Here is a 19,563-nt window from a genome sequence, read left to right on the forward strand (position 1 = left end):
AGCCCAGGGAACCGCTCTCGGTGAGGCCGTCTTCGCCACCGGCATGACCGGCTACCAGGAGACCATCACCGACCCCTCCTACGCACGTCAGCTGGTGGTCCAGACCGCGCCGCACATCGGCAACACCGGCGTCAACAGCGAAGACGCTGAATCCCGCCGTATCTGGGTTGCCGGTTACATCGTGCGTGACGCCGCCCGACGCCCCTCCAACTGGCGCTCTGAACGCAGCCTCGATGACGAACTGGTGGAACAGGGGATCGTTGGTATCCAGGGCGTAGACACCCGGGCCATCACCCGTCACCTCCGCGAGCACAAGACCATGCGCGCGGGTATTTTCTCCGGCGAGGCCGCCCAGGCCACCGACAAGGAGTTGCTGGAGACCGTCCTGGCCAGTGAGCCCATGGAAGGTGCGGCGCTGGCTGAGGAAGTCTCCATCGATGAGGCCTACGTTGTGGAACCCAAGGACCACGGCTGGGAAGGCGAGCCGCGTTTCTCCATCGCGGCCGTTGACCTTGGCATCAAGGCAATGACTCCTGTGCGCTTCGCGGAACGAGGCGTGCGCGTGCACGTCCTGCCTGCAACGTCCACGCTCGAGGACGTCAACGCGGTCAAGCCGGACGGCTTCTTCATGTCCAACGGGCCCGGGGACCCGGCTACAGCCGACCACCAGGTTTCCCTGCTGCGCTCGGTGCTCGACGAGAAACTCCCGTACTTCGGCATCTGCTTCGGCAACCAGATCCTGGGCCGCGCCCTGGGCTTTGGCACCTACAAGCTCCGTTACGGTCACCGCGGCATCAACCAGCCCGTCATGGACCGCCGGACCGGAAAGGTGGAGATCACCTCGCAGAACCACGGCTTCGCCGTTGACGCCCCGTTGAACGGTTCCACTGTGGCGCCGGAAGAGCGCTTCGGCCGCGTGGAAGTCAGCCACGTCTCCTTGAACGACGACGTCGTCGAGGGACTCGCCTGCCTCGACATCCCGGCGTTCTCGGTCCAGTACCACCCCGAAGCCGCAGCCGGACCGCACGATGCCGCCTACCTCTTCGACCGCTTCATCGACCTCATGGCCGATACCAAGTCCAAGGCCACAGCTGCCGACTCCACCGACTCCAAGACTGAGGACACGAAGTAATGCCCAAGCGTACAGATCTCAAGAGCGTCCTTGTCATCGGATCCGGCCCCATCGTTATCGGCCAGGCCGCCGAGTTCGACTACTCCGGTACCCAGGCGCTTCGCGTCCTGAAGGAGGAGGGCCTGCGGGTCATCCTGGTGAACTCCAACCCGGCCACCATCATGACGGACCCGGAGTTCGCTGATGCCACCTATGTGGAGCCCATCACTCCCGAGGTGGTGGAGAAGATCATCGCCAAGGAGCGTCCGGACGCGATCCTGCCCACCCTTGGTGGCCAGACTGCCTTGAACACAGCCATCGCATTGGACAAGAACGGTGTGCTGGAGAAGTACAACGTGGAACTCATCGGCGCCAACATTGCCGCTATTGAGCTCGGTGAAGACCGCGAGAAGTTCAAGGGCGTGGTGGAACGCTGCGGTGCGGAGTCCGCACGAAGCCACATCATCCACACCATGGAAGAGGCCTTCGCTGCTGCCGAGGACCTCGGCTACCCCATGGTGGTCCGTCCGTCCTTCACCATGGGTGGCCTGGGCTCAGGCCTGGCTTACAACGAGGGCGACCTCCGGCGCATTGTCGGCCAGGGCCTCCAGTACAGCCCCACCACCGAGGTCCTGCTCGAAGAGAGCATCCTTGGCTGGAAGGAATACGAGCTCGAGATGATGCGCGACAAGAACGACAACGTCGTTGTTGTCTGCTCCATCGAGAACTTCGATCCCGTGGGCGTCCACACCGGTGACTCCATCACTGTTGCCCCGGCACTGACGCTCACCGACCGCGAATACCAGAAGCTCCGCGATGTCTCCATCGCCGTGATCCGCGAAGTTGGCGTGGACACCGGCGGCTGCAACATCCAGTTCGCCATTGATCCGGCTACGGGCCGCGTAGTGGTCATCGAAATGAACCCGCGTGTTTCCCGTTCGTCCGCGCTGGCATCGAAGGCCACGGGCTTCGCCATTGCCAAGATCGCCACCAAGCTCTCCCTCGGTTACACCCTGGATGAGATTCCGAACGACATCACGCAGAAGACGCCTGCCTCCTTCGAGCCCACGTTGGACTACGTCGTGGTCAAGGTTCCGCGCTTTGCCTTCGAGAAGTTCCCGGCGGCGGACAACACGCTGACCACCACCATGAAGTCTGTTGGCGAAGCCATGGCCATGGGCCGCAACTTCACCGAAGCCCTGCAGAAGGCCCTTCGCTCGTTGGAGCAGAAGGGGTCGCAGCTGGACTTCAGCTCCGTGCCGGAGTACGAGGTTGCCGAGCTCATTGAGAAGGCCAAGCGTCCCACCACGGACCGCCTGCACCAAGTACAGCGCGCGCTCCTGGGCGGAGCCACGGTGGAAGACCTCTTCGAAGCCACCAAGATCGACCCCTGGTTCCTGGACCAGCTCCAACTCCTTAACGAGACCGCGCAGGAGATCCGCAAGGCCGGCGTGCTCACCGAAGAAATGCTGCGCAATGCCAAGCGCCACGGCTTCTCAGACGAGCAAATCGGTGCCTTGACGCACAACAACGAGGCCGTGGTCCGGGGCGTCCGCCAGGCGCTGGGCATCCGTCCGGTCTACAAGACGGTGGATACCTGTGCCGCGGAATTCGCCGCGTACACCCCTTACCACTACTCCTCCTATGACGAGGAAGACGAAGTAGGCCTGCACGCCAAGCCCTCGGTCATCATCCTGGGCTCAGGACCGAACCGCATCGGCCAGGGCATCGAATTCGATTACTCCTGCGTCCACGCCTCCATGGCGCTGCGCAAGGCCGGTTACGAGACCGTCATGGTCAACTGCAACCCCGAGACCGTCTCCACGGACTACGACGTTTCCACGCGCCTTTACTTCGAGCCGTTGACCCTTGAGGACGTCCTCGAGGTCATCGCCGCGGAGGAGCGCACCGGTGGCGTCATGGGTGTCTTCGTCCAGCTCGGTGGCCAGACTCCGCTGAAGCTGGCGCAGCAGCTCGCCGACGCCGGCGTTCCCATCCTGGGCACGTCTCCGGAAGCGATCGACCTCGCCGAGCACCGCGGCGCCTTTGCCCGCGTCCTGGATGAAGCCGGCCTGACCTCCCCGAAGAACGGCACCGCCGTTTCCTTCGAAGATGCCAAGAAGATCGCCGATGAGATCGGTTACCCCGTGCTGGTCCGCCCGTCCTACGTTCTGGGCGGCCGTGGCATGGAGATCGTCTATGACGAAGCGAACCTTTCCCGCTATATCGCCAATGCCACGGAGATCACCCCGGACCACCCGGTGTTGATTGACCGCTTCCTTGAGGACGCCGTCGAGATCGACGTTGACGCGCTCTTCGACGGCACTGACATGTACCTCGGCGGCATCATGGAACACATCGAAGAAGCCGGCATCCACTCCGGCGACTCCGCGTGCGTCCTTCCTCCCATTACCCTGGGCAACAACGTGATCGAGCGCGTGCGCACGGCAACCCGGGCCATCGCCGAAGGCGTGGGCGTCCGGGGCTTGATCAACATCCAGTTCGCGCTGGCCTCCGACGTCCTGTACGTGCTTGAAGCCAACCCGCGTGCTTCCCGCACGGTTCCGTTCGTCTCCAAGGCAACGGGTGTGCAGATGGCCAAGGCGGCAGCCTTGATCGGTACGGGCGTGACCATCAACCAGCTTCGCGGCGCCTACAAGATGCTGCCGGAAACCGGAGATGGCAGCACCCTGCCTTTGGATGCCCCGGTCGCCGTGAAGGAAGCCGTCCTTCCGTTCAGCCGCTTCCGCACCCCTGAAGGCAAGGTTGTTGACTCCCTCCTCGGCCCGGAAATGCGTTCCACCGGTGAAGTCATGGGTATCGACAAGCACTTCGACACCGCTTTCGCCAAGAGCCAGGCCGCCGCGAACAACGCGCTGCCCACCGAAGGGAAGATCTTCGTTTCGGTAGCCAACCGCGATAAGCGTTCGGTGATCATGGGCGTCAAGCGCCTCTCGGACCTCGGCTTTGAGATCGTCTCCACCGGTGGCACCGCTGATGTCCTGCGCCGCAACGGCATCCAGGCCACTCCGGTCCGCAAGGTGGCCGAAGGCAGCAGCGCCGAGGGCGAAGGCACCATCGCTGACCTGGTGATCGCAGGTGAGATCGACATGGTCTTCAACACTCCGTCCGGCGGCGAAGCACGCAGTGACGGATACGAACTCCGGGCCGCAGCAACGTCCATCGGCATTCCCTGCATCACCACCGTGGCCGAGTTCAACGCAGCAGTGCAGGCCATCGAGGCACTGCGCACCTATGAATGGTCGGTGACGAGCCTGCAGGAGCACGCCGCCAACCTCTCAGCAGCAATGGAAGCAGCCAATGCCTGAGTCTGCTTCATCCCGGCAGGGTCAGCAGCCGGCCCGGGAGTCTTTTGGCTCCCGGCTGGCTGCGGCCATGGCCGCGCGCGGTCCGCTCTGCGTCGGAATCGATCCGCACCCGCAGCTGCTGGCTGATTGGGGACTGAACGACGACGCCGCAGGGCTGGAGCGTTTTTCGCTGGCAGTGGTGGAGGCCGTGGCTTCCCTCGCTGCCGCGGTCAAGCCGCAGGTGGCACTCTATGAGCGTCACGGCTCCGCCGGCATGGCGGTCCTGGAGCGCACCCTGGCCGCGTCCGCTGAGGCAGGCGTGCTGAGCATTGCCGACGCCAAGCGCGGCGACATCGGCTCCACCATGGCCGCCTACGCGGACGCCTGGCTGCGGGATGGTTCTTCCCTGGCTGCGGACTCCGTGACCCTGAGCCCCTATCTGGGCTTCGAGTCGCTGCGTCCGGCGTTGGACCTCGCTGCCCAGCACGGCAGGGGAGTGTTCGTGCTGGCACTGACATCGAACCCTGAGGGGCAGTCTGTCCAGCACGTTGGCGGAAGGGATTCGGTGGCCCGCAGGATTGCCGCTGCAGCCGCCGCGGAGAATCAGCGTTACAGCGGGGCCCTTGGTTCTGTTGGCCTGGTGGTGGGGGCCACCATCGGTTCTGCATTGGATGACTTGGATATCGATCTTGGACCGGTGCGCGGTGCCATCCTGGCTCCCGGGCTTGGTGCCCAGGGTGCTACTCCTGCTGACCTTCGGACGACGTTCGGTGCTGCCTATCCCACGGTGCTGGCCACCTCCAGCCGTGGGATCCTGGCCGCGGGTCCATCGTTGGCGGCACTTCGCTCCGCAACCGAGGAAACACTGGCCGGGCTGCGCGAAGACTAAGTTGCCCACCCTCATTGCGCAAGCGCGCCCCTGCCGGTAGGTTCAGGATCAGTCCGCGTGATCTGGATCACAATCGCGATCTGACAGGGGTTTGGCAGTGGGCCTTAAAGAGCTGACACCACAGGAGCGTTCCGATGCGCTGGAGAAGGCCGCCAAGGCCAGGGCAGTGCGTGCCGCCGCCAAGGAGAGGCTCAAGCGCGGCGAGGTGAGCATTGCGGAGCTGATCTCCTCCGGTGCTACGGACGAGGCAATTGCGCGAATGCGTGTGGTGGAACTCCTGGAGGCCCTGCCGGGCATTGGGCCCGTCAGGGCTGCCGGGATCATGGCGGAGATCGGAATCGCCGGATCCCGGCGCATCAGGGGCCTGGGCATTCACCAGGCCCGGGCGCTGGTAGATTTTATGGATACCCAGCAAAGCGTTTGACGCATCTCCCCGAAGGAATCCGTGAGCAAGAAACCCGGACTGACTGTCCTTGCAGGCCCCACTGCCGTTGGCAAGGGAACCGTATCCACTTACATCAGGGACAACTATCCGGAGGTCTGGCTCTCAGTCTCGGCAACCACCCGGGCCGCGCGCCCGGGTGAACAGGATGGCGTCCACTACTTCTTCAAGACCGCCGAAGAGTTCGACTCCCTGGTGGCCGACGGTGAATTGCTGGAGTGGGCCGTGGTGCACGGGCAGAACCGTTACGGAACGCTCCGGAGCACTGTCAACGCCGCCATCGCGGAAGGGAAGTCGGTGCTCCTGGAGATCGACCTGCAGGGCGCACGCCAGGTCAAGGAGGCTGTTCCGGACGCGAATTTTGTGTTCCTGGCTCCGCCCACCTGGGATGAAATGGTCCGCCGTCTGGTGGGCCGCGGCACGGAAACTCCCGAGGAACAGCAGCGCAGGCTGGAAACCGCTAAACTGGAACTTGCTGCTGAACCGGAGTTTGACCACACCGTCATCAATGACGACGTTCGCCGGGCAGCGGACGAGCTTGTTTCACTCATGGGGCTTACCCCGCACCAGCGCTAAGCGCTTGCATTTGTTGGCCCGCTAAAATTTGGAGAATTCGTGTCCACGAACCTTGAAGGCATCATCAACCCGCCGATCGATTCGCTGCTTGAGGCTGCTGATTCCAAGTACGGCCTTGTCATCTTCGGCGCTAAGCGCGCCCGCCAGATCAATGCCTACTACGCTCAGCTGCACGAGGGCCTGTTCGAGTACGTCGGACCGTTGGTCGACACCAAGCTGAACGAGAAGTCGCTGTCGATTGCCCTGCGCGAGATCAACGAAGGCCTCCTGGTCTCCACGCCGATCGAGCCCACCGAATAACACTGACTGCCTGTTGACGGAGGTCACGTGCGCATAGTCCTCGGAGTCGGGGGAGGGATCGCAGCCTACAAGGTTGCATCGCTCCTCCGGCTTTTTACTGAAGCCGGTCACAAGGTGACGGTCATTCCCACGGAAGCCGCAACCCGATTCGTCGGAGTGGCCACGTGGGAAGCACTCTCCGGCAACCCTGTGAGCAACAGCGTCTTTGATGACGTTGAGAAGGTCAACCATGTCCGTTTGGGACATGAGGCGGACCTGATCGTGGTTGCTCCTGCCACGGCCGATCTCTTGGCCAAAGCCGCAACCGGGCAAGCGGGCGACCTCCTGACCAATACGCTGCTTATGGCCCACGGCCCGGTGCTGTTTGCTCCTGCGATGCATACTGAAATGTGGCAACATGCGGCCACGCAGGCCAACGTGGAGACGCTGCGCAGCCGTGGCGTGACAGTGCTGGAACCAGCCTCTGGCCGTCTGACCGGATCAGATTCGGGCCCCGGGCGCCTGCCTGAGCCCGAGGCGATTTTCGCCGCGGCCATTGCTTTGGTTCAGGCCCCGGATGATGCCGGCGCATCCCCTTCCGCAGAGCTGCCGCTGGCAGGACGGACCGTGACGATTTCCGCCGGTGGTACCAGGGAGGCCCTGGACCCTGTCCGCTTCCTGGGCAACCGGTCATCCGGCAAGCAGGGGACAGCCCTGGCTGCAGCAGCCTTGGCTGCGGGGGCAACTGTTCGGTTCCTTGCCGCGCACATGGACGTCGAGCCGCCCGCCGGGGTCGAGCTTGTTCGTGTTGAATCAGCGTTGGAACTGCGCGAGGCTGCGCTGAAAGCGGCAGTGGAGTCCGACGTCGTCATCATGGCTGCGGCCGTGGCGGACTTCCGTCCGGCAGAGGTCTCGGACACCAAGATCAAAAAGGTCGACGGCGAAGACGCGCCGGTTGTGCGCTTGATCCGCAATCCGGACATCCTGCATGAACTTGTGGAACGCCGCAATTCCGAGGGCGGCCGGCAGCTGATCGTCGGCTTTGCGGCCGAAACGGGCGACGCCCAAGGCGACGTCCTGGAACATGCCACGGCCAAGCTCAAACGCAAGGGCTGCGATCTCTTGGTGGTTAACCAGGTGGGCATTGGACGCGTGTTCGGCCAGGATGAGAATTCCGTGGTGATTCTCTCGGGTCACGGTGCCGAACCGCAGTCGGCTGCAGGCTCCAAGGCCGATGTTGCTGCTGCTGTGATTGATCGCGTGGGTGCCGAGCTCGCGCGGGTCTTTCCGGCTGTGTAACTGAGGCCACACCCGAATTCTTAGCAAAGGGACACAGGGCAGATGCCGCCGTCCCGCAACCCAGTAAGGTGGTCGAGTGACTTTACCGCTGCACCATGAACACCATGGCACCCCGTCCAAGCTCCGGCTCTTCACTTCAGAGTCGGTCACTGAAGGACACCCGGACAAAATTTGCGACCAAATCAGCGACTCCATCCTTGATGCGCTGCTGGCCGCCGATCCTGAGTCCCGCGTGGCCGTTGAAACCATGGCCACTACCGGCCTGGTGCACGTCGCTGGTGAGGTCACTACCGACGCTTACGTTGAGATCCCGCAGATTGTGCGTGAGACCATCCTCGGCATTGGATACGACTCTTCCGCCAATGGCTTCGACGGAGCCCGCTGTGGTGTCTCGGTGTCCATCGGCCAACAGTCCAACGACATCGCCGGTGGTGTCTTCAACTCGCTGGAGGCTCGCGAAGGCCGCCAGGAGGACGATTACGACCTCCAAGGCGCAGGCGACCAAGGCATCATGTTCGGCTATGCCAGCGACGAAACTGCATCCTACATGCCCACGCCCATCTGGCTTGCCCACCGCCTGTCTGAGCGCCTTACGGAAGTCCGCAAGAACGGCGAACTGGCTTACCTCCGCCCGGACGGCAAGACCCAGGTCACAGTAGGCTACGACGGCGACCGACCGGTTTCGGTGGAAACCGTAGTCATCTCGAGCCAGCACGCTGAAGAGGCGAGCCTTGAGCAGCTTCGCGCCGACCTCGCCAGCTACGTCATCGACCCTGTCCTGGCGGCGTCAAACCTTGATCTGTCGCGTACGGCAAACATCCTGAACCCTGCCGGTGCGTTCGTCATCGGCGGCCCGGTGGGCGACGCCGGACTGACCGGGCGCAAGATCATCGTGGACACTTACGGCGGATTCTCCCGCCACGGCGGTGGTGCGTTCTCGGGCAAGGATCCCTCCAAGGTTGACCGTTCTGCGGCGTACGCCATGCGCTGGGTTGCCAAGAACGTGGTGGCTGCAGGACTTGCCAAGCGTGCTGAAATCCAGATTGCGTACGCCATCGGGCAGGCTCGTCCGGTGGGAACCTACGTCGAAACCTTTGGCACGGAGACCGTGGACCCGGCCCGTATCAGCGAGGCGATCGACGAACTCTTTGACCTGCGTCCCCGCGCCATCATCGATGCTTTGGACCTTAAGCGGCCCATCTATGCCAAGACTGCGGCCCATGGACACTTCGGCCGTGACGAACCTGACTTCACGTGGGAACGGCTGGACCGGGTGGCGGACCTGAAGGAATACTTCAACGCTTGATTCTTGGAAGACCGGCCGGCACCGGAGTCATCATCCCGGACGTTGCTGTTTTGTCAGAGGTCCGTGATTGGCTGGTGCCGGAGATGCCCGCAGCGTGGTTAATCCCGTTGCGGGCATCTCGGGTTAAGAGTGGACGCTACGAGTCGGAGGTGAAGTGAATGGCAGGAAGCGAGGCCCGGCCGTCGCTGCTACAGCCCTCGTTGCTGCAAGGTTTTCCGGATCGCACGCCGGTTGACGGTCCACCCCTTGCCCCGGTCGATCCCGTGGCGCGGGTGGTACTTGAATCATCACTGCCCCATCTGGACAGACCCTTCGATTACAGCGTTCCGGCTGAATTGAGCGAGGTTGCTTTGCCCGGCGTCCGGGTGAAGGTGAAATTCAACGGCCAGGAACTCAACGGATACATCATCGAACGGCGTGCAGACTCTGATGCTTCCTCACCCCTGAGTACCCTGCACAAGGTGGTATCGCCGGTTGCGGTGTTGACCCCGGCGGTCATCGAATTGGCTGGTACGGTCGCTGCCCGATACGCCGGTACGCTCAGCGACGTCCTGCGGACGGCGATCCCGCCCAGGGTTGCCAAAGTGGAGAAGGAATTGCTGGCCGGGGATCTGGACGCCGGCGTCCGTGAACTCAAGCCCCTGCCGGATGCCCATGCTTGGGCCACGTACTCCAATGGAGCCTCTTACCTGCAGCATCTGGCCAGCGGGGGTTCCCCGAAGGCCGTCCTGGCTGCCCTTCAGGGTTTCGGTCCCGGCGGCTGGGCGGCATTGGTGGCTTCAGCTGTTGCCACGGTCAGGTCATCGGGACGTGGGGCAGTGGTGGTGGTGCCCGACTACCGGGATCTCGAGCAGGTGGAGACGGCTCTTGCCAACGTCCTGCCATCGTCCGATGTTGCCAGGCTTACCGCCGATGACGGTCAGACTCCCCGCTACAGGAACTTCCTGCGGCTGTTGAGCGGGTCTGCCGGGGTTGCCGTTGGAACCCGCTCAGCGGCTTATGCGCCCGTCCAAAACCTTGGCCTGGTGGTCTGTTGGGACGACGGCGATGACCTCCACATCGAACAACGGGCGCCTTACGCGCATACCCGGGAAGTCCTCCTGCTGCGTGCGGAGCAGGCCAATGCGGCCTGCCTGATGGCTTCACACAGCCGCAGCACCGAGCTCCAACGCCTTGTGGAGATGCAGTGGGCTGTCGGCATCGAAGCGCCGCGCAGTATTGTCCGCGCCACGGTTCCGCGGGTTCTGAACACCGCCGACAGTTTTGAGCAGGAGCGGGACCCCTTGGCCAGGATCGCCCGTTTGCCGGGGGCTGCATGGCGCGCGGCCAAGGAAGGTTTGGAACGTGGCCCGGTCCTGGTGCAGGTTGCGCGGGCGGGCTATGCCCCCTCCTTGGTGTGTGAGTCCTGCCGCGAACTGGCACGTTGCAACGCCTGCCAGGGGCCGCTGGCTGTATCCAGCGGCACAGCCGTACCAGCCTGCAAGTGGTGCTCCACCCCGGCTCCGCAGTGGCGTTGCACGCACTGCAGCGGGACCCGGCTGCGCCGGGGGGCCGCAGGTGTCATGCGGACCGCCGAGGAACTGGGCCGGGCCTTTCCCGGTAAGCCCGTGGTGACATCCTCGGGCGAACACATCAAGGCAACGGTGCCGGATGCTCCTGCCTTGGTGGTGGCCACTGTGGGCGCCGAACCGATTGCGCCCAACGGCTATGCAGCGGCACTTCTGTTGGACGGCAACTCGTTGCTCCGGCGGGAGAACCTGCGGGCGGGGGAGGATACCGTCCGCCGATGGTTCAACGCCGCGTCCCTTGTGAAGCCGGCCAGGCAAGGCGGACTCGTGGTGATTACCGCTGACGATACCGCCGCGACGGGAGCCCTCCTGAGATGGGATGCCTCCGGCTACGCCTCACGTGAACTGGCGCTCCGGAGGGAACTGCAACTGCCCCCGGCGGTCCGGGTGGCCTCGCTTACCGGGGCAAGGGCCGACGTCGTGCATTTCGCCGAAGCGTTCGAGGCAAGTACCGCACCGGGCAAGAAACTCCGCAGTGCCGGGCCTGCCCCGATGTTGATGTCCTCAGGCGCCCCATCCAGTGTCAATGAGGCAGATGCCGACGTCCGGACACTTTACTTCATTCCTTACGCAGACGCCGCGGAGGCAACCCGTGCCATGCGGGCCGTGAAGGTAGCCAGCGCAGCCAAACGCACCTCGGGCCCGGTGCAGCTGCGTTTGGATGGAGTCGATGTCCTGTAACGCCCGCTGTGCCCTTGGCTATTTCCGTTTTTGACGGCTGGCCACGACTTCTTCCGCCGCGGACAGGAGCTGCCGTGCCGATTCATCCCAGTTGAATTGTGCAGCCCGTTCCACGGACCGGCGGGAGCGTTGCTGCCAGAGGGAGGTCTCGCCCAGGCCAGTCACAGCAGCGGCGAAATCCGTGGGCGACTCAGGGTCCACGTAACTGACGGCGTCACCACCGACTTCCCGGAAGATGGGGATGTCGCTGGCTATGACCGGCGTTCCCAAAGCCATGGCCTCCACCAACGGCAAACCGTACCCCTCTGCCCGCGAAAGGCTGATCAGTGCGGTGGCCCGCAGCAGGAGTTCGTCGTACTCGGCGTCTGTGACGCCGTTGTGGAACAGGACTTTGGCTCCCGCCGGCACCATCGCCTCCAATTCAGCCTTCCGCTGGGGAGTGACCCGGCTAAGCAGATGCAGGGTGTAATCGTCCAGTCCGGCCATGCCCCGGATCATGGTTTCCACGTTCTTGTACGGCATGAATGAACCCATGTAGAGAAGTGTTTTGTCGGCTCCGGCTTCGGGGTCACGGGGTTTTTGTCCGGGCTGCGGGGCGTTACCCACAATCCGAACGGGTCGTTTTGTCAGGGCGTACTTGGCCATGAGGGCCTCTGTGGTGCTGCTGATGGTGGCCACAATGTCCGCTCGGTTCAACAGGAGCCGCTGGGGCCAGAACGCCTTGTGGTAAAGCCTCCAGAGCACGCGTACCGGTGCGGGGAGGAATCCCGGGGGAGTCGGGTGTTCGTAGTAGATGAGGTCGTGGAGGGTAAGGACCAGTCCGTAACGGCGCCCAAAGGTGCCCATGGTCTGCATGGGGCACACCACCACGTCGGCGCCAAGGGGGTTGACCTTACGGGCGACGAACAATTCCAGGGGAGACAACGGGCTGTTGATCATCACGTACGGGACGTCGGGCAGGAGGGCCAGTTGACGTTTGTCACTGATGAGCATGGTGACGTCCGCTATTTTGGACGTTGCGGCTATGAGGCTTGAACCGTAGCGGCTGATGCCATCGTGGTGGTCCGTTCGGGTAAAGCGGGCGTCGATGACAATTTTCACGCGGGATGTTCCTCCAGGAATTTCTGAATGGCTGCGGCGGCCGGGACCGGCGTCTCGTAGTGGATAAGATGCCCGACGTCGGGAATCACTTCCAGCTTGGCGTCAGGGAGCCGCTTCATGAGTTTGTGCTGGTTGGGCAAGGTGGCGATCTCATCTTTCTCGCCGGCGACCAGCAGCACGGGGAGAGTGAGCTGCTCGGCCACCTCGGCCACGTTGCCTGAAACGGAGGCTTTGAATGACTCGAGCAGGCTTTTCCTGTCCGCGAAGGCACTGAAGTAGGCATCGTGCTGGCCGTGGATGAAACGGCGTAGGCCCTTGTCCTTGGTTTTGGCCATGGTGATGCTCATGACGCGAACGATCACCCGATTCCGAAGAATGGCCAGTCCCAGTTGGGCTGGAAGCTTGGCGGACGCCTGGTAGTACAGCACCGCAAGTTTGGTCATGATGCCCTTGGGGCCCTCCAATGCGGGTGCGGCAATGGGGTTGATCAGGATCAGCGGATGGACAGCACCGGGATTCGCGGCCACGAAGTGGCTGGCGACGATCGATCCGAAGGAGTGGCCCAGCAGGACAGTCTTCTCGTCCAACGCGAGGGCAGCCATGAAACCGGAGATGAACTTCCCATAGCGCTCAACGCTGTGTTCATCTTCAAGGAAAGGTTCCGAGCTTCCGAAGGCCGGCAAATCCGGCATGATGATCCGCATTTCGGGCAGTTGGTCGGCTACACGCAGCAACCCATGGTGGTCTCCCCGGAAGCCGTGGATGACCAGGATGGTGCGCGTCGCCGGGCTGACGGTAACCGGTTCGTAGGTCCAAAACGCCACTTTGCTGCCATCGACTTCCACCTCGGAAGCGACGGTCCGTCCCGGCAGGGCTGCGCTGAAGAAATCGCCGGGGGCTTGGGTCCCGTCCGAGGATTTTGCGGTGTCCACTTTTGCCATGTAGCTGTTCCTAGTTCACGTTGTCCGGGTGCGAACCCGTTCGATGGTGGCGCTCCAGCCCGGCGATGCCGTCCATGTCCGGTGCTTCCAGTTCAAAATCGAACACTGCAAGGTTCTCCTTGATCCGTCCGGCCGAGCTTGCCTTCGGGATGACCAGGTTCCCCACTTGAAGATGCCAGCGGAGAATCACTTGGGCAGGGGTTCGGCCGTACTTTTCCGCCAGGGAAATAATGGCAGGATCTGACAACACTTGCCCCCGGCCCAGGGGACTCCAGGCCTCTGTGCGGATTCCGAGTTGCTCGTGCAAAGTCCGCAGCCTGGCCTGCTGCAGCCACGGGTGCAGTTCGATCTGGTTCACGGCGGGCACAACCTCTGCTTTTTGCATGAGCTCGTCGAGGTGTGCCGGTTGGAAGTTGGACACTCCAATGGCCCGCACTTTTCCTTCGCGGTAAAGCGTCTCCATGGCCTTGTACGTCTCTGCAAAGAGCCCGCGCCCGGCGCACGGCCAATGGATGAGGTAGAGGTCCACGTAATCGAGGCCAAGATTCGCTATGGAGGTGTTGAAGGCCCGCACTGTCGCATCGTAGCCCTGGTCATCGTTCCATACCTTGGTGGTGACGAAGACGTCCTCGCGTGCCAGTGCGTGCACCGACTCGCCGGAGCCGCCGGTGCCTCTGTTGGCCTCCGCGGCATCACCGATGGCGCCGCCCAGAGCACGGCCCACTCCCGCTTCGTTGCCGTACATCGCGGCGGTATCGAATCGGCGGTAGCCCTCACCCAGGGCCGTGGAAACCAAAGCTTCGGCGTCTTTAGCGGGCACTTTGTAGAGTCCGAACCCCAGGCGGTCCATCTGTACGCCGTTGTTCAATGCCAGCCGGTTCGATGTCAGCTTGGAGGGGGATCTCATAGCAACGACTCTACCCATTCCTTGCACGATTGCTTCAGGAATGGCCGTTGAAACTCACCAGGCGTCTGGCTGAGGCTTCGTCCAGGATGAGGTCCGTGGCCAGTCCAGCGGCCAAAGCCCCTTGGAGGCCATTGATTTTGGAGGCCCCGGAGACCACGCAGATCCGGCGCCTGACCTGCCGCAACTGCTCATGGCTGGGGCCAGTGGACCTCGCGTTGAGGGTAATGCCGTCCGAGGACCCGTCGCTGCGGAAAAAGACCGTGGCGACGTCGCCCACCACATCATCGGCGGCCAGCATGGTGAGGTCGTGTTCATCGAGGTAACCGCCGGCATAAACGTGGCTCGGGTAGTCCGAATCGACCGACCCGACGCCAAAGATGGCAATGCTCATACGCGCTTGTAAATCGAGGATGCGTTGAACGCTGCGCTCATTCCACATGGCCGTTTTGGTGGATGCGTGATCAAAGAACGCCGGGACGGGAAACTGTTCCACGCGGGCGCCGTAGGCGCTGCCGAAGCGGCGCATGATGTCGCTGGCATAGGTGATGCCGGTGGTTTGCATGTTTCCAGCACCGTTGAGTTGGACCACGATGCTGTCGTGCGTCACTTTGCGGGTGAGGTGGCGGCTGACTGCGCTCAGCGTCGCACCCCATGCCACGCCGATGATGGCATTGGAGTCCACCAACGGTCCTATTGTCCGTGCAGCTTGCATGGCGACGCGGTCCAGAGTCTCCGCTTCGTTGAGCGTATCCAGCACTGGAACCACGTGGACATCCACTCCGTACTGGTTGCGGATCTGGCTTTCCAACTCGGGGCCGGTGTCGAAAGGGCTCCGAATCTGAACCTGGACCAAGCCGGTTTCGCGGGCCGAAGACAGGAGCCGGGACACGGTGGACCGGGACGTTCGCAACTCGCGTGCAATCGCATCCATGGTCAGGTCCTGCAAGTAATACATCTGTGCAGCCCGGAGCGCATCCGAGTGACGTGATCGTGCCATCTCATTTCCTTACTGCACGTTTGTGCAAATAGCTTGACTCCATTTTCCACCTTCGCAAGATTAGTGGTGAACGGTGCAGCAGCGAGTGGCGCGGCGCACGAACCAAGCCCAAGGGAGCAGTTTTGGGACACAACAAGATTTCCGGTACCTCACAGCACGCACAGCGCGACTCCGTCGTTGCACTGCAGGAGCGGCCTTCGGCCAAGGTACTCATCATCGGCGGTGGCATTAATGGTGTCGGAACGTTCCGCGATCTGGCCCTTCAAGGGGTCGACGTCGCACTTGTTGAACGAGGTGACTACTGCCAAGGTGCCAGTGGCGCGTCCTCCCACATGATCCACGGTGGCATCCGCTACCTCGAAAACGGCGAGTTCCGCCTGGTCCAGGAATCCGTGGTTGAGCGCAACAGGCTCCTGCGTATTGCCCCGCACTACGTCAAGCCGCTGCAGACCACCATCCCGATTTTCAGCACGTTCTCAGGCATTCTGTCCGCCCCCATGCGCTTCCTGACCCACAAGCAGGGCAAGCCCAAGGAGCGCGGTGCGTTCCTCATCAAGGTGGGCCTGAGCATGTATGACTTCTTCTCCCGCGATGGCGGCAGCGTACCCCGCCACCAGTTCCGCGGCCGGACGAAAGCCCTGGCCGAGCTTCCCAAGCTCCACTCAGGTATCAAGTACGCCGCTACGTACTTTGATGCTTCCGTGCACAACCCGGAGCGCCTGACCCTCGACGTCCTGCAGGACGGCGAGAAAGCCGGCCTTGGCTCCGGACTCCCCGGAGGGAGCGCTCGAGCCAGCAACTACGTCTCGCTCGTCTCCATGGATTCGGACGGAGTCAAGCTTCGGGATGAATTGACCGGCAAGGAATTCGACTTCCAGGCAGACGTCATCGTGAACACCACCGGCGCCTGGGTGGACCTCACCAACCAGGCCATGGGCGCCGTCAGCAAGTTCATGGGCGGCACCAAGGGCTCACACATTGTTTTGGACCACCCGGAACTGCTCGCGGCGTGCAATGGACGCGAAATATTCTTCGAACACACCGACGGCCGCATCGTCCTCATCTACCCCATGGGTGACCGCGTCCTGGTGGGCACCACCGACGTTGACGCGGACATGTCCGAAGACGCCGTGTGCACGGAAGAAGAGATCGACTACTTCTTCGACTTGGTAGGACACGTATTCCCCACCATCAAGGTGGAGCGGGACCAGATCGTCTACAGCTTCGCGGGCGTCCGCCCGTTGCCCCGCCACGACGAAACCCAGCCCGGCTTTGTCTCGCGTGATTACCGCATTGAACGCAGCGTCCGCACCGGTGACGGTGCGGTGGCAACACCAGGCGGTAAGGCCGCCGTCGTACTGAGCTTGGTGGGCGGTAAATGGACTACTTTCCGGGCCTTGGCCGAACACATGACCAACGACGTCCTCCGCGAACTGGGCATGGAACGCAAAGTCTCGACGGCGAAACTCGCCATCGGCGGCGGGGCCGGTTTCCCTTCCACTGAACAAGGTGAACAGGAATGGATCAAGAAGCACATGGGTCCGGGCTTGGACGCCGACCGGGTAGCCGGGTTGCTGACCCGATACGGAACCCGGGCTGAAGCCGTGATCCAGTACCTCAACGCAGGGCAGGACCAGCCCTTGCGTTCCACCCGTGAACTGAGCGTCCGGGAACTGGCGTTCATGGCTGAGCACGAGCAGATCGGGCATCTGGTTGATGTTCTCATCCGCAGGACCTCCCTGGCGTTCCGTGGCCTGGTGACCGGAGAACTGCTCAATGAAACAGCCGCGGCATTGGCCGAACCGCTCGGGTGGGATGCTGCTGCCCGCGAAGCAGAAATCCGTCACGCCCAGGACGTCCTGCAGCGGTTCCACAAGGTTGACGTGCACAGCCTCGTAGCCTGAGGCCAAGCGGCGTCCGACAGCTTGACCGTCCCTGCGTGCGGCAGGGACGGAACGGGGTAGGTGGGCCCGATAGGGGACCACCACACCGGGACGGTTCCGGAGACAACGGAACCGTCCCAAACAACCTCCTCACCCGCGAGGAGGCTGACAACAGAAAAATGAGGAGTCAAAGATGTCTCTTGGAATTGTTTTCCTTTCCGAAGTATTCGGAACCATGATGCTGACCCTGCTGGGTTGCGGCGTCGTGGCAAACGTTGCGCTCAAAGGCACCAAGGGCAACAACGGTGGATTCTTGATGGTGACGTGGGGCTGGGGCATTGCGGTCTTCGCGGGCGTTTTCGTGGCCGCAAAGTCCGGTGCGCACCTGAACCCTGCTGTGACGTTGGGCCTGCTGGTCAACGGCAAGGCAGAGTACGCCCCGGATGTGGCCGTCACGTTCGCCTCCACCCTGACCTACTTCGGCGCTGAATTGCTGGGCGCCTTCCTGGGTGCCGTTGTTTGCTGGCTCGCCTACAAGCAGCACTTCGACGAGGAGCCCCTTGCAGCGAACAAGCTGGGCACCTTCTCCACCGGACCGGCCATTCGTTCCACGCCATGGAACCTCATCACGGAAATCATCGGCACGTTCGTCCTGGTCTTCGTCATCCTGACCTTTGGCGGTACTCCCCACCAACTCGGTCCGCTGGCTGTGGCACTGCTCGTCGTTGGTATCGGCGTTTCCCTCGGTGGCCCCACCGGCTACGCCATCAACCCCGCACGTGACCTCGGCCCCCGCATCGCCCACGCCCTTCTGCCTATCAAGGGCAAGGGAAGCAGCGACTGGGCCTACTCCTGGGTCCCCGTTGTTGGACCGCTGGTCGGCGGCGCCCTTGCCGGCCTGGTGGCCATGTGGGTTCCCGACATCATGCCCGCGATCGCCGGCTGATCCTTCGCGCACTCAACCGCACACACCCTCAATCACCACCCCGAAACCAGCAACGACCAACACTGAGACAAGGACGTCACCATGAATCAATACGTCATCGCCATTGATCAGGGCACCACCAGCTCCCGCGCCATCGTCTTCGACCACTCCGGCAACATCGTTTCAACCGGCCAGATGGAGCATGAGCAGATTTTTCCGCAGGCCGGCTGGGTTGAGCACAACCCCGCCGAAATCTGGAACAACACCCGCGAGGTCATTGCCTCGGCCCTGTCCAAGGCGAACCTGACCCGGCACGATATCGCCGCAGTCGGTATCACCAACCAGCGCGAAACAGCTGTGGTGTGGGACAAGAACACCGGAGAAGCTGTCTACAACGCCATCGTTTGGCAGGACACCCGTACCCAGCCGATCGTCGACCAACTGGCACAGGACGGCGGGCTCGAACGATTCAAACAGAAGGTTGGCCTGCCACTGGCCACCTATTTCTCGGGGACCAAGATCAAATGGATCCTGGACAACGTCGATGGCGCCCGCGAACGCGCCGAAGCCGGCGATCTCCTCTTCGGTAACACGGACGCCTGGGTTCTGTGGAACCTGACCGGCGGCGTGGACGGCGGCGTCCACGTCACCGACGTCACCAACGCATCGCGTACGCTCTTCATGGACCTGGAAACCCTTCAATGGGACCAGGAAATCCTGGACGTCTTTGGTGTCCCGGCCTCCATGATGCCCACCATTAAGTCCTCTTCCGAGGTCTATGGCCAGGTCCACACCTCCCAGCTTCTCCGCGAAACTCCGGTTGCCGGTATCCTGGGCGACCAGCAGGCAGCCACCTTCGGCCAGGCGGCATTCCAGCCCGGCGAAGCGAAAAACACCTACGGGACGGGTTGCTTCCTGATCTTCAACACAGGTGAGGAAATTGTTCACTCCAAGAACGGCCTCCTCACCACGCTGGGATACAAGCTGGGCGACGCCAAGCCGCACTACGCGCTGGAAGGTTCCATCGCTGTTACCGGTTCCTTGATCCAGTGGCTCCGCGACAACCTGGGCATGATCAGTTCCGCTCCGGAAGTTGAGGAGTTGGCTGCCGGTGTCAAGGACAACGGTGGCGTCTACATCGTCCCCGCCTTCTCCGGCCTCTTCGCACCCTACTGGCGCGCAGATGCCCGCGGTGCGATCGTCGGGCTCACGCGCTTCGCCAACAAGGGACACATTGCCCGTGCGGCGCTGGAAGCAACTGCCTTCCAAACCCGCGAGGTCCTGGACGCTGTCAACGCGGACTCCGGCGTACCCCTTACCGAGTTGAAGGTCGACGGCGGAATGGTCGCC

At 62.7% G+C, this 19,563-nt stretch carries 16 protein-coding genes; 12 read left to right on the forward strand and 4 right to left on the reverse strand.

The features are described 5' to 3' along the window. The 9 genes from carA to HP499_RS07075 all read left to right on the forward strand — a co-directional run. On the forward strand, window positions 1–1,132 hold a 1,132-nt coding region (carA, locus tag HP499_RS07035; RefSeq protein ID WP_172323232.1), incomplete at its 5' end, for a glutamine-hydrolyzing carbamoyl-phosphate synthase small subunit. Further along, complete coding sequence (carB, locus tag HP499_RS07040; protein ID WP_172323234.1) at window positions 1,132–4,440, forward strand: carbamoyl-phosphate synthase large subunit; 3,309 nt, start codon at window positions 1,132–1,134, stop codon at window positions 4,438–4,440. The genes carA and carB, both read left to right, overlap by 1 nt. Continuing rightward, complete coding sequence (gene pyrF, locus HP499_RS07045) at window positions 4,433–5,308, forward strand: orotidine-5'-phosphate decarboxylase (protein WP_172323236.1); 876 nt, start codon at window positions 4,433–4,435, stop codon at window positions 5,306–5,308. The genes carB and pyrF overlap by 8 nt, the downstream gene beginning before the upstream one ends. A 97-nt stretch (window positions 5,309–5,405) precedes the next feature. Next, on the forward strand, window positions 5,406–5,732 hold the full coding sequence (gene mihF / locus HP499_RS07050) for an integration host factor, actinobacterial type (RefSeq protein ID WP_172323238.1): 327 nt from the start codon (window positions 5,406–5,408) through the stop codon (window positions 5,730–5,732). A gap of 21 nt (window positions 5,733–5,753) precedes the next feature. Further along, the gene (gene gmk / locus HP499_RS07055; RefSeq protein ID WP_172323240.1) at window positions 5,754–6,326 is read left to right on the forward strand and encodes a guanylate kinase; all 573 of its coding nucleotides are present in this window, start codon (window positions 5,754–5,756) and stop codon (window positions 6,324–6,326) included. A gap of 39 nt (window positions 6,327–6,365) precedes the next feature. Then, window positions 6,366–6,626 (forward strand): DNA-directed RNA polymerase subunit omega, encoded by a 261-nt coding sequence (gene rpoZ, locus HP499_RS07060; protein ID WP_011774945.1) that lies wholly within the window; start codon window positions 6,366–6,368, stop codon window positions 6,624–6,626. A 27-nt stretch (window positions 6,627–6,653) separates the two neighbouring features. Beyond that, on the forward strand, window positions 6,654–7,904 hold the full coding sequence (coaBC, locus tag HP499_RS07065; protein ID WP_172323242.1) for a bifunctional phosphopantothenoylcysteine decarboxylase/phosphopantothenate--cysteine ligase CoaBC: 1,251 nt from the start codon (window positions 6,654–6,656) through the stop codon (window positions 7,902–7,904). Between the two features lie 76 nt (window positions 7,905–7,980). Continuing rightward, window positions 7,981–9,210: a methionine adenosyltransferase gene (gene metK, locus HP499_RS07070; protein ID WP_172323244.1), complete on the forward strand. Its 1,230-nt coding sequence runs from the start codon at window positions 7,981–7,983 to the stop codon at window positions 9,208–9,210. A gap of 158 nt (window positions 9,211–9,368) precedes the next feature. Continuing rightward, window positions 9,369–11,459, forward strand: a complete 2,091-nt coding sequence (locus HP499_RS07075) for a primosomal protein N' (protein WP_172323246.1) — start codon at window positions 9,369–9,371, stop codon at window positions 11,457–11,459. An 18-nt stretch (window positions 11,460–11,477) separates the two neighbouring features. Here the strand turns inward: HP499_RS07075 and HP499_RS07080 are convergent, their stop codons facing one another. The 4 genes from HP499_RS07080 to HP499_RS07095 are packed head-to-tail and all read right to left on the reverse strand — an operon-like array spanning window position 11,478 to window position 15,405. After that, window positions 11,478–12,560, reverse strand: a complete 1,083-nt coding sequence (locus tag HP499_RS07080) for a glycosyltransferase family 1 protein (RefSeq protein WP_172323248.1) — start codon at window positions 12,558–12,560, stop codon at window positions 11,478–11,480. Continuing rightward, window positions 12,557–13,501, reverse strand: coding sequence for an alpha/beta fold hydrolase (locus HP499_RS07085; RefSeq protein ID WP_172323250.1), 945 nt, complete (start codon window positions 13,499–13,501; stop codon window positions 12,557–12,559). Before HP499_RS07085 ends, HP499_RS07080 begins: the two co-directional genes overlap by 4 nt. Before the next feature lie 10 nt (window positions 13,502–13,511). Then, a complete protein-coding gene (locus HP499_RS07090) occupies window positions 13,512–14,408 on the reverse strand; it encodes an aldo/keto reductase (RefSeq protein WP_305849735.1) in 897 nt (298 codons plus the stop codon). Window positions 14,409–14,442: 34 nt separating this feature from the next. Beyond that, window positions 14,443–15,405 carry a sugar-binding transcriptional regulator gene (locus tag HP499_RS07095; protein ID WP_172323254.1) on the reverse strand — a complete coding sequence of 321 codons (963 nt, stop codon included), beginning with the start codon at window positions 15,403–15,405 and terminating at the stop codon, window positions 14,443–14,445. Window positions 15,406–15,527: 122 nt separating this feature from the next. Here HP499_RS07095 and HP499_RS07100 point away from each other — a divergent pair, with 122 nt between their 5' ends. The 3 genes from HP499_RS07100 to glpK all read left to right on the forward strand — a co-directional run. After that, window positions 15,528–17,309 (forward strand): glycerol-3-phosphate dehydrogenase/oxidase, encoded by a 1,782-nt coding sequence (locus HP499_RS07100; RefSeq protein WP_172323256.1) that lies wholly within the window; start codon window positions 15,528–15,530, stop codon window positions 17,307–17,309. A gap of 172 nt (window positions 17,310–17,481) precedes the next feature. Next, the gene (locus tag HP499_RS07105) at window positions 17,482–18,234 is read left to right on the forward strand and encodes an MIP/aquaporin family protein (protein WP_172323258.1); all 753 of its coding nucleotides are present in this window, start codon (window positions 17,482–17,484) and stop codon (window positions 18,232–18,234) included. Between the two features lie 81 nt (window positions 18,235–18,315). After that, window positions 18,316–19,563, forward strand: a 1,248-nt coding sequence (gene glpK, locus HP499_RS07110; RefSeq protein WP_172323260.1) for a glycerol kinase GlpK, incomplete at its 3' end; no start/stop codon positions are given.

The sequence above is a fragment of the Paenarthrobacter sp. CM16 genome (assembly GCF_013179505.1).
Taxonomy (GTDB): Bacteria; Actinomycetota; Actinomycetes; order Actinomycetales; family Micrococcaceae; genus Arthrobacter.